Here is a 601-nt window from a genome sequence, read left to right on the forward strand (position 1 = left end):
TTGGTGGATCTGGAACAGCCTGATATGCTCTTACATGTTCTGTTTTTGGAATTTGATAAACCTCGCGCAATTCTCTTACATAGCCTCTGACAGTACTTTCTCCAACTTCAAAGTCTTTATATTGCTCCTTTAACCAATCGTATACTTGAGCTGAGGACATGTCTGGATGTTCTCTTAACCATGAAAGAATCAACTCTTTATGTATATCCAACTTTCGTTTCCTTTGCTTAGTAGAGGCCATCCACTCAGTCATTTCCTCCGGGTCTCTTTCCAGGTATGAATACACTGTATTTCTCGCAATATCTAATTTTTTTGCAATCTTACTGATTGAAAATCCCTGTTTTCTTAGCTGATGTATTTCCATATACATAAGCCACTTATCCACCTTTCTAAAACCTCCATCACTGTATAATCTTTGAAGCTATCAAAATATTTATCATACAGTGATGAAAAAAGTATGTTAATAGGGGAAGTACTGGAATTTTCTATGATGGTACTGGCCCTCGGCCCAGTACCATCATGCCCTTTCCTCCACCCAAATTGGTAAATAAGTGTTCAATTTTATCTAGCACTTTCTGTATACTTTAGTTTAGCAGTTACA

General features: G+C 37.1%; 1 protein-coding gene. It reads right to left on the reverse strand.

Annotated elements, in window-relative coordinates; translation table 11 throughout:
* Nucleotides 1-385, reverse strand: a 385-nt coding sequence (locus tag Q1B07_RS26730; protein WP_299095232.1) for a helix-turn-helix domain-containing protein, incomplete at its 3' end; no start/stop codon positions are given.
* Nucleotides 386-601 lie beyond the last annotated feature (216 nt).

This window comes from uncultured Metabacillus sp. (assembly GCF_947503125.1).
Classification (GTDB): Bacteria; Bacillota; Bacilli; order Bacillales; family Bacillaceae; genus Metabacillus.